This is a genomic window from Methanofastidiosum sp., from assembly GCA_013178285.1.
In the GTDB taxonomy this organism is placed as follows: Archaea; Methanobacteriota_B; Thermococci; order Methanofastidiosales; family Methanofastidiosaceae; genus Methanofastidiosum.
This window is the reverse complement of the sequence record JABLXD010000050.1, coordinates 1-8,875: the sequence shown is the minus strand read 5'-3', so window position 1 is coordinate 8,875 and position 8,875 is coordinate 1. Positions and strand designations below refer to the sequence as shown.

Annotated in this window: 9 protein-coding genes and 1 pseudogene; all 10 read left to right on the top strand. The window is 32.0% G+C overall.

What is annotated here, in order from left to right; all coding sequences use genetic code 11:
- Positions 1–379 precede the first annotated feature (379 nt).
- The 10 genes and pseudogenes from HPY60_10695 to HPY60_10650 all read left to right on the top strand — a co-directional run bounded on the left by HPY60_10695 (position 380) and on the right by HPY60_10650 (position 8,741).
- Entirely contained in the window at positions 380–688 is a 309-nt protein-coding gene (locus tag HPY60_10695) for a nucleotidyltransferase domain-containing protein (protein NPV51644.1), read from the top strand.
- Positions 678–1,016: a DUF86 domain-containing protein gene (locus tag HPY60_10690; GenBank protein ID NPV51643.1), complete on the top strand. Its 339-nt coding sequence runs from the start codon at positions 678–680 to the stop codon at positions 1,014–1,016. The genes HPY60_10695 and HPY60_10690 overlap by 11 nt, the downstream gene beginning before the upstream one ends.
- Positions 1,017–1,179: 163 nt before the next feature.
- The gene (locus tag HPY60_10685; protein ID NPV51642.1) at positions 1,180–2,949 is read left to right on the top strand and encodes a hypothetical protein; all 1,770 of its coding nucleotides are present in this window, start codon (positions 1,180–1,182) and stop codon (positions 2,947–2,949) included.
- Positions 2,950–2,993: 44 nt separating this feature from the next.
- A complete protein-coding gene (locus tag HPY60_10680) occupies positions 2,994–3,152 on the top strand; it encodes a hypothetical protein (GenBank protein ID NPV51641.1) in 159 nt (52 codons plus the stop codon).
- The gene (locus tag HPY60_10675; GenBank protein ID NPV51640.1) at positions 3,128–3,787 is read left to right on the top strand and encodes a hypothetical protein; all 660 of its coding nucleotides are present in this window, start codon (positions 3,128–3,130) and stop codon (positions 3,785–3,787) included. The genes HPY60_10680 and HPY60_10675 overlap by 25 nt, the downstream gene beginning before the upstream one ends.
- A gap of 141 nt (positions 3,788–3,928) precedes the next feature.
- Entirely contained in the window at positions 3,929–4,606 is a 678-nt protein-coding gene (locus tag HPY60_10670; GenBank protein NPV51639.1) for a YiiX family permuted papain-like enzyme, read from the top strand.
- Between the two features lie 150 nt (positions 4,607–4,756).
- Positions 4,757–5,479: a hypothetical protein gene (locus HPY60_10665; GenBank protein NPV51638.1), complete on the top strand. Its 723-nt coding sequence runs from the start codon at positions 4,757–4,759 to the stop codon at positions 5,477–5,479.
- A 286-nt stretch (positions 5,480–5,765) separates the two neighbouring features.
- Positions 5,766–6,584 (top strand): annotated as a pseudogene (locus HPY60_10660) (SDR family NAD(P)-dependent oxidoreductase).
- Positions 6,585–6,683: 99 nt separating this feature from the next.
- Positions 6,684–7,592: an AraC family transcriptional regulator gene (locus HPY60_10655; GenBank protein NPV51637.1), complete on the top strand. Its 909-nt coding sequence runs from the start codon at positions 6,684–6,686 to the stop codon at positions 7,590–7,592.
- Positions 7,593–7,898: 306 nt separating this feature from the next.
- Positions 7,899–8,741 carry a tetratricopeptide repeat protein gene (locus HPY60_10650; protein NPV51636.1) on the top strand — a complete coding sequence of 281 codons (843 nt, stop codon included), beginning with the start codon at positions 7,899–7,901 and terminating at the stop codon, positions 8,739–8,741.
- The last annotated feature ends 134 nt before the right edge of the window (positions 8,742–8,875 follow it).

Sequence of the window (8,875 nt, the reverse complement as noted above, 5' to 3'; positions counted from 1 at the left end):
CAGCGTAGAATTTTATAACTCAACGATAGACGAGAATGAAAAAATAGAATTTGAAATTATAGATTATGATAGAATAGAAACAAGAACGAAAAATAGCACTTGGTTAATAGCAATTACGATTGCAAGAATTTTAGCAAATATTATACTGATAGCAATTTTTAAAAAAAGAAAATAAGCACTACACACAACAAGGGTTTAATAAAATGCAGGCTATCAGCGGATTAGGCAACTTTACCGTTTCAATCCAGCTTTCTCATCGTGGGACGATGACGATGTTCCAACCGCCTGCACTTTATCAACCCACAGCCGTTACAGGCAAGCTTGATTGAAAAAATTGGACTTCAATCTGAAGATTTTGTATCTTTGAAAAAAAAATACGATGCAACAATTATTAGAAAAACGAAAGAAAGAATTGATTGCTATTTGTCAAGCACTTAGCATTAAGAGCATCTATGCCTTCGGCTCTGTTGTATCAGATAGATTTCGAGATGATAGTGATATCGATTTTCTTATCTCATTTTCAGACAATTTAACTGTTGATGAATATACAAAGAATTATTTCACACTTCATTATAAACTTAGAGAACTATTTAATAGAGAAATTGACATCGTAACTGAAAGAACACTTTCAAATCCCTATTTTATTGAAAGCATTAATGAATCAAAACAACTGATTTATGAAGCGTGAAGTAAAGAAATACCTTTTTGATATTAAAACATCCATAGATTCCATATTTGACTTTCTCGGGGAGAAAAGAGATTTCTATGAATATCAGAACAATAAATTGCTTAGAAGAGGTATTGAAAGAGAAATTGAGATTATCGGCGAGGCAATGAATCGAATAATGAAAATTGCACCCGAAATTCAAATTGAAAATGCTAGACAAATAGTTGATACAAGAAATTGGGTTATTCACGGATATGACAAAGTGGATGATGTTGTTATATGGGGGATAGTTTCAATTCACTTACCAAAACTTAGGATAGAAATAGAAGAATATTTATCGAAAGAATAAAAAGCCAGCCTGTAACAAGGGTTTAATAAAATGCAGGCTATCAGCGGATTAGGAAACTTTACCGTTTCAATCCAGCGTCGTCTCGTGGGACGATGACGATGTTCCAACCGCCTGCACTTTATCAACCCCCAGCCGTTAGCATTAATTATTTAATTTTGAAAAAATGAACTTTAAAATTGTATTGTTAATTATACTATCTCTATTCACATCAAATATTCTCGCACAAAACCTTGCTGATAGTTTATATGAAGTAGCTTGGGACAAGTTTAATGAAGATAAATATAAAGAAGCTGCATTATTATTTGAAGCAAGTATTGACGCTGGCAAAGATTGGTCAGGAACTCATCTAAATGCTGCATCATCTTGGGCATATGCAGATAATAATGAAAAAACTTTTGAGCATTTATTTAAAATGGTTAATAGTGGATATTTAGATAAGGAATTTGTATTAGTATGGTTTTCGGAATTCTATAAGTATCATGACTTAGAAGAGTGGAAAAAACTCATAGACTTATTTGATTTAAAAAGAAATGAATTTTATCAATATGCAGGTAAACAAGAATTTCAGAAGCTTGAAAAAAAAAGAATGCATTCGGACTTTGATAGTTTAATTAATAACTTAGTTGAAATTAGTCCTCATTTAAAAATACGAGAAAGTGTCTGTAACATAAATTACCAAACTCTTTTTCAGAATTTAAAGGAAGAGCTTGAAAAATGCAATTCTGTTGATACATTTGCTCTAATTCTATACAGAACCTTAATTAGTTGTCAAGATGGACATACAAGTCTTACGTCGTTAAATCCATTTGAACATTTGAGTAATGGAGAAAGTTTAGAGTTTTGTGCATCAATAGCTAAGTATGAATTACTTTTTAATTCGGTTATCGTTACATCAAATAATTTACCAAAATTAGTTTATCACAAAGGAAGATATTATGTTAGTGAAGATTATAAATATAAAGAATTTAACATACCTGAAAAAACTGAATTAATAAAAGTAAACCATTTATTTCCAAACATTTATATTCGAAATAATATTGATAAAAAACGTTCTTTATCGTGGGATTTTGAAAATGATTATTTTTATTCGGAAACATTTTTACAACAAAATATAGCATCAGATACAATTGTCGAATTAACTTTTAATGTAAAAGATGAAATAATAACAATTCCTGTAAAATTAAATATTGGTTTTTCGCCAAAAAAAATTACTACAGTGGAAAGTGGATTTGTTTGGTATTGGGCTGAAAAGCAAATTCTATACATTAGGATGCCGAAAATGGTAAACGGTGTTTATTATGCGAACGAAATACAAAAATATGCAGATAAAACAATTAAAAAAGTATTAATTGACATAAGGCAAAATCCAGGTGGTTCAGACTATGACTGGGAAGATGTTTTAGATGCGATTTCACCATTAAATTTAAAAATAGAAGCAGATTATGCGTATACAAATTATTTTGTTGACAATGATAAAGAACTTAAAGAATATCCAAGAATGCCGGAATTAGGTTTAGTTTACAAAACTGTGGAAAGAAATATTGGTGTTGGAGAAAGAGAAAATATCAATTATACAGGCAATATATACGTTCTATATGACAAGTCCATATTTTCAGCAGCTGGAAGCTTAGTTAGCGCATGTTATTATTCCGAAAAGTTAATTTCTGTTGGACAACCTACAGGCAGAATTTTAGGTTTTGGTACTGACCCGAAGAATTACAAATTGCCAAATTCTAAACTCAATTATAGAATAGCACCAGTTTTAGATATAACCAATATTCAAAATTATAAAGACATATTTCATGATAGCCCAGAACTAAATGTTAATTTGAGTTTGGAAGAAAAAATATTATTAAAAAGTAATCCATACACTATTGAATATTTAAAAACAAAAGACCCGTATGTGAATAGAATCTTACAAAGTGACTTATAAATCATTAAAAATTAAATAACAAATGCTAACAAGGGTTTAATAAAATGCAGGCTATCAGCGGATTAGGAAACTCTATCGTTTCAATCCAGCTTTCTCATCGTGGGACGATGACGATGTTCCAACCGCCTGCACTTTATCAACCCCCAGCCGTTACCACACATTTTGACAAGACACTGAAATGGAAGACATTAAACAATTTCTAATAGAATATATTTGGGAAGGAAAAACTATTAATTCTTTTGAGAATTGGTTTTACAATCAAGACTCTGAAAAAATGGAATTATTATTAGGAAAAGAAATTTATTTAGAATTAATTAGTTTGAATTTTAAAGAGACAACTATTCAACTTCTGAAAAAACAGATAAAATCTTTTTTAAATCAAGAAATAATAGAGGAATTTGAAAATGAATTTAGAAAAAGAGAAAAAGCGATTAAAGGAATGTGTATAAAGAATACTGCGCTTGACTATGATGGAATTAGCATTAGAGATTGGGAAGTTGAAGTTGGAAGGCAATATGAGTTTATTTTTATTAGACTTAATTTAAAAAATAAAAACCATTCATCTTATGTGAACTACGTTGACAGAGAAAATGATTTCAGTCCATCTGGATTTGTACCAATGGAATTATTTGACATAGATTTGAATACAATTTCAGATTTATATCAAAAAAGTGAAAATAAGGATGCTGAAATTATTATTGAACCCTTTGAATGGACTAAAACCAAATACAAACCAACTAGATATTCATTTTGGGAAGACTTTTATGACGACGATGAAAAAGCAATAAAAACATACTTTGAAACAATTAATAAACTAGGAATAAAAAACGTGTGGTAACAAGGGTTTAATAAAATGCAGGCTATCAGCGGATTAGGAAACTTTACCGTTTCAATCCAGCTTTCTCATCGTGGGACGATGACGATGTTCCAACCGCCTGCACTTTATCAAACCCCAGCCGTTACCACACATTTTATGACGATGAAAAAACAGATAATTATAGCGATAACATTCTCATCTTTGATAATCATAGGTTATCTTGGAGTAGATTATTTTCATTTTGAAAAAATCTTTAAGAATGAGAAAGTTCTTCTAGAAAATGAATTTCTCTATAACGAATTAGAAAATGGTGATATCATTTTCCAGACTTCGAAATCAAGACAAAGTATAGCAATTCAAGCTGCAACAAATTCGAAATATAGCCATATGGGGATTATTTATAAAAGAGAAGGAAAATTGTTTGTTTATGAAGCAGTTCAACCAGTGAAGTTAACCCCATTGATAGATTGGATTAATCGTGGTGAAGAAAAGCATTTCGTTGTGAAAAGATTGAAGAAAGCAAATGAAGTTTTAACTTCAGAATCACTTGAGAAGTTAATGAAAGCTGGTGAAAAATATAAAGGAAAAAATTACGATATTCATTTTGAATGGTCAGACGAAAAGATGTACTGTTCAGAATTAGTCTGGAAAATGTATAAGGAAGCGACAGGAATTGAGATTGGTGAACTGCAAAAACTTTCTGAATTCGATTTAAGCAATGAATTGGTTAAAACAATTATGAAAGAAAGATATGGTGAAAATATTCCACTTGATGAAGTTGTAATTTCTCCCGTTTCGATGTTTAATGCAGAAAATTTAAAGACAATTATCGAAAATTAAAAAACGTGTGGTAACAAAGGGAGTACAAAATGCTGGTTTCTAGCGGATTAAGTCACTTTTCGTTCCAATCCAGCTTCGTCTCGTCGGGACGATGACGATGTTCCAAGATCCAGCACTTTTTACACCCCCCCACCGTTGTGCACAATTGCTATGAAGAAACCAGTTTACATACTATTTGCTTCGATTTTAATTTCCTGTTCGAGTTTATCGAATAAGAAAGACAACTTTGAAAATCGAACTTACGAAATAATAAATATTTGCAACTTGGAAGAATTTAGAAAAATAAGTTGCGATTATAGCATTTTTGAATTCTTGGACAATAATAGACTTGTTAGCGAGGCTATGTATGACTCAACCATTATACAAATGCAAGGAAACTGGAACTATTATAAAAAATCCAATAAAGAATATTTAGTTTTAGAAGAACTCGAACAAAACATAGATACTTTTGAGTTAATATGTAATGAAAACTTTGAATATTTTGAATTTATTAATGGAAGTGGTGATACAATTAAATGTAAAGAAATAATAGAGGAAAAGAGTTTTGACAAAGAATTATTAATAAATTCTAAATGGATTAGCACAAATGACTCTTTACAGATTAGAATTAATAAGGGGAAATATGAGTTTGTATATATTGTGCCAAAATATCATTTCCTTGAAAATGGGACTTATGAATTCGATATTAAGAATAAGAAGAATGGAAAATGGAAGTTTAATAAATTAAATAACAGAATATTTCTAGATAGTTTGGAAAGTAATCTTGATATAATTACTATCAAAAAATTGACAGTGGATTCTTTAGTTTTTTGGAAAAGGAATTATCGGGGTGAACCACGACAAATAGTATGTATTAAAGAAATCAAAGATTAAGCAACAGTGCACAACATGGGTTGTAGCTAATGTGGGGTTTTAATGGGTTCTCGGAACGGTTTAGCACGTTCTGTACGATTTCGTCGGGGACGAAATCGTCGCTCGCTCCCCCACACTAGCCACACCCCCAGCCGTTGTATGCAAGCTTAAAAGAGAGAATTCCCTTGAATATATCTAATCAGTAAAATGTGTTTTACCTTCCTTTTTTTGTGTTAGCTACAGGGTTCGTCCAGATATACTTTTGTACCATAATTAATTCGGTACAAATTTAAAAAAACTAAATCAAATGAAAAAGGTAATTATTGTTACAGGCGCATCATCTGGAATGGGAAAAGATTTTGCTTTGTATCTTTTGAAAAAAGGACATATTGTTTACGGATTAGCCAGAAGAACTGAAAAGATGGTTGACATCGTTAAGGCTGGCGGAAAAACTATCGAAATGGATGTTACTAACGAAGAGCAAATCCAAAAAGCAGTTAATCAAGTTCTAAAAGAGCAGGGTAAAGTGGATGTTTTAATAAATAATGCGGGCTACGCAATATATGGTTCTGTAGAAGAAGCGTCAATTGACACTGCGAGAAGGCAATTTGAAGTTAATTTGTTTGGGTTAGCGAGCATAACTCAAAAAATTATTCCTGGTATGCGCGAAAGGAGATCGGGTACTATTATCAACATTTCTTCAATGGGAGGTAAAATGTACACCCCATTTGGTGCATGGTATCATGCAACTAAACACGCACTGGAAGGATGGAGCGATTGCCTGAGAGTGGAATTATCACCCTTCAATGTAAATGTTGTGATTATTGAGCCGGGTGGTATTAAAACCGAATTCACGGATGTATTTATTCAAAATCTACAGGGCAATCTGGAAAATGGACCTTATGCTGATTCTTTAAAAAAGGTAGTTAACTCAAGCAGGGAAATGGCTGATAAGGGCAACCTTTCAAAACCAAGTGTCATTACCAATTTGATAGATAAAGCGGTTCATAGTAAGAAACCAAAAACAAGATATGTTGCCTGAGCATATGCAAAACCGCTAATGTTTATGAGAAAGTATTTGAGCGACAGAATGTTTGACAAAATACTTATGTCACAAATTAAGTAATTGGGCTAAAAATATTTTAAACTTTATTTAGTCATCATCATTTCTTATAAAATGGGTGATGACTAAGTTTTGTGAAAAAAATGTTTAAATTTCATAGCTATGTCAGATGATATTTTTCATATAAAATCGATAAGCCATTTGCACGAGTTAATTGGGTTTGACAAGCCAACTCATCCACTTATCAGCATTATTTATGTTTCACAACTTGAGATTCCGGAAGAACAAATTGGAGTGAAGCTCACCAGCAGTTTGTATAATATTGGATTAAAAGATAAAAGCTGCGGGTTACAATATGGTCGTAACGCTTATGATTTTAACGAAGGTGTTATGTACTTTACTGCGCCCAACCAAATACAAGCAGTAGGAAAAGCACAAAAGAAAAATGAAATTAAGGGTTGGGTAATAAACTTTCATCCCGATTTAATTCGAAATACTCCGTTAGGTAAAACAATTGACAGCTATCATTTCTTCTCGTACGATGTCCATGAGGCCTTGCATCTGTCAGATTCAGAACAAAAAACTATCAATGATTGCGTTAATATTATCAAGAATGAAATTTCTGAGCGTATCGACAATCATAGCCAAACAGTTATTTCGTCATCCTTAGAGTTGCTCCTGAATTTGTCACAACGTTTTTACGAACGTCAATTCAATACTCGTTCAGCAAAGAATTCTGACATAGTAAGCCAGTTTCAATCATTACTAAAAGAATACTACGCAAAAGGATATTTTACTGAACGTGGAACTCCATCTATTGACTACTTTGCCGAAAAAGTATTCCTTTCTTCTAACTACCTGAGCGATTTATTAAAAAAGGAAACGGGTTACACAGCTAAAGATCAAATTAATAATTTCATTATTGAGAAAGCAAAAACACTCCTAATTAGTGAATCAGACTCAGTGAGTGAAATTGCCTACACTTTGGGATTTAATTATCCGCATTATTTTAGTCGACTGTTTAAAATTAAAACAGGAATGACACCCCAAGAATATAGACAGATGAATTAAGACTAATAAAAGCCTGCATACAACACGGGGTGTACAAAATGCTGGTTTCTAGCGGATTAAGTTACTTTTCGTTCCAATCTAACATCACACTTTTGGACGAAGACGATGTTTCAAGATCCAGCACTTTATACACCCCCCACCGTTAGCGTACATTTTAGACGAAAAACCAGAATTCAATAACCTAGCGCAACAAATCGGAATTTTTAGATTTGTTGCGCTAGGCCCTTGAATCCAGCATCTGAGATATTCCACACATCTATATATGAGATATTTAGTATTTTTAAAACTATTTCTTATTAAATAATAATGAAAATCATGAAAAAATTTCTCACACTATTAATTTCTTTAGTTTGTATCTCTAACATCTTGACAGCACAATCACTTGATGATTATCAACAAAAAGCATCTGAATGCTTCAGTAAGAAAGATTATAAATGTGCTGAAGAATACTTCTTAGCATCAATTAATTTAGTTGATGAAAATTTTGGAGATCTTTATTTATTGTATTCAAACTTAGGGACAGCTCAAAGAAGACAAGGTAAATTTCAAGAAGCAATGGATTCTTATAATAAGGCATTCAACCTACGAAATAGTTCCCCTTTGGTTTTGTCAAATAGAGCATCACTTAAAAGACAAATGAATGATTTCGAAGGATCGCTAGATGATTATAATTTAGCTCTAGAAATTAAACCGAATGATAGGGATTTGTTAATTAATAGATCAGTTACTAAAGCAAACCTTAAAGATACATTAGGAGCTGAGAATGACTTGTTGAAAGTGATTGGATTAAATCCCAAAGATTTTCAGGCTATAACTAATCTAACAAACATTAGGAAAGCAAAAGGAGAACTTGAGCTTGCTTTATCAACATACAATAAACTTATTCCCGAGAATCCAAATGAATATATACTATATAACAATAGAGCTGATGTATATTTGAATATGAAGAATTTTGAAAAAGCTTTAGAGGACATAGATCAAGCTATTAAGATTGAACCAAAATATGGAAATGGATATGTCACAAAAGCTGAAATTTATATTGCAATGGGAAATAAGAAGAAAGCTTTAAAATACTTACAAAAAGCAGTGAAACTTGGAGAAAACTCAAGTTTAGTGTTTAGGTTAATTGATGAATGTAATAAACATTAACAGCCCCTAACAAGGGGTTAATAAAATGCAGGCTATCAGCGGATTAGGAAACTCATTCGTTTCAATCCAGCTTTCTCATCGTGGGACGATGACGAGGTTCCAACCGCCTGCACTTTATCAACCCCCAGCCGTTA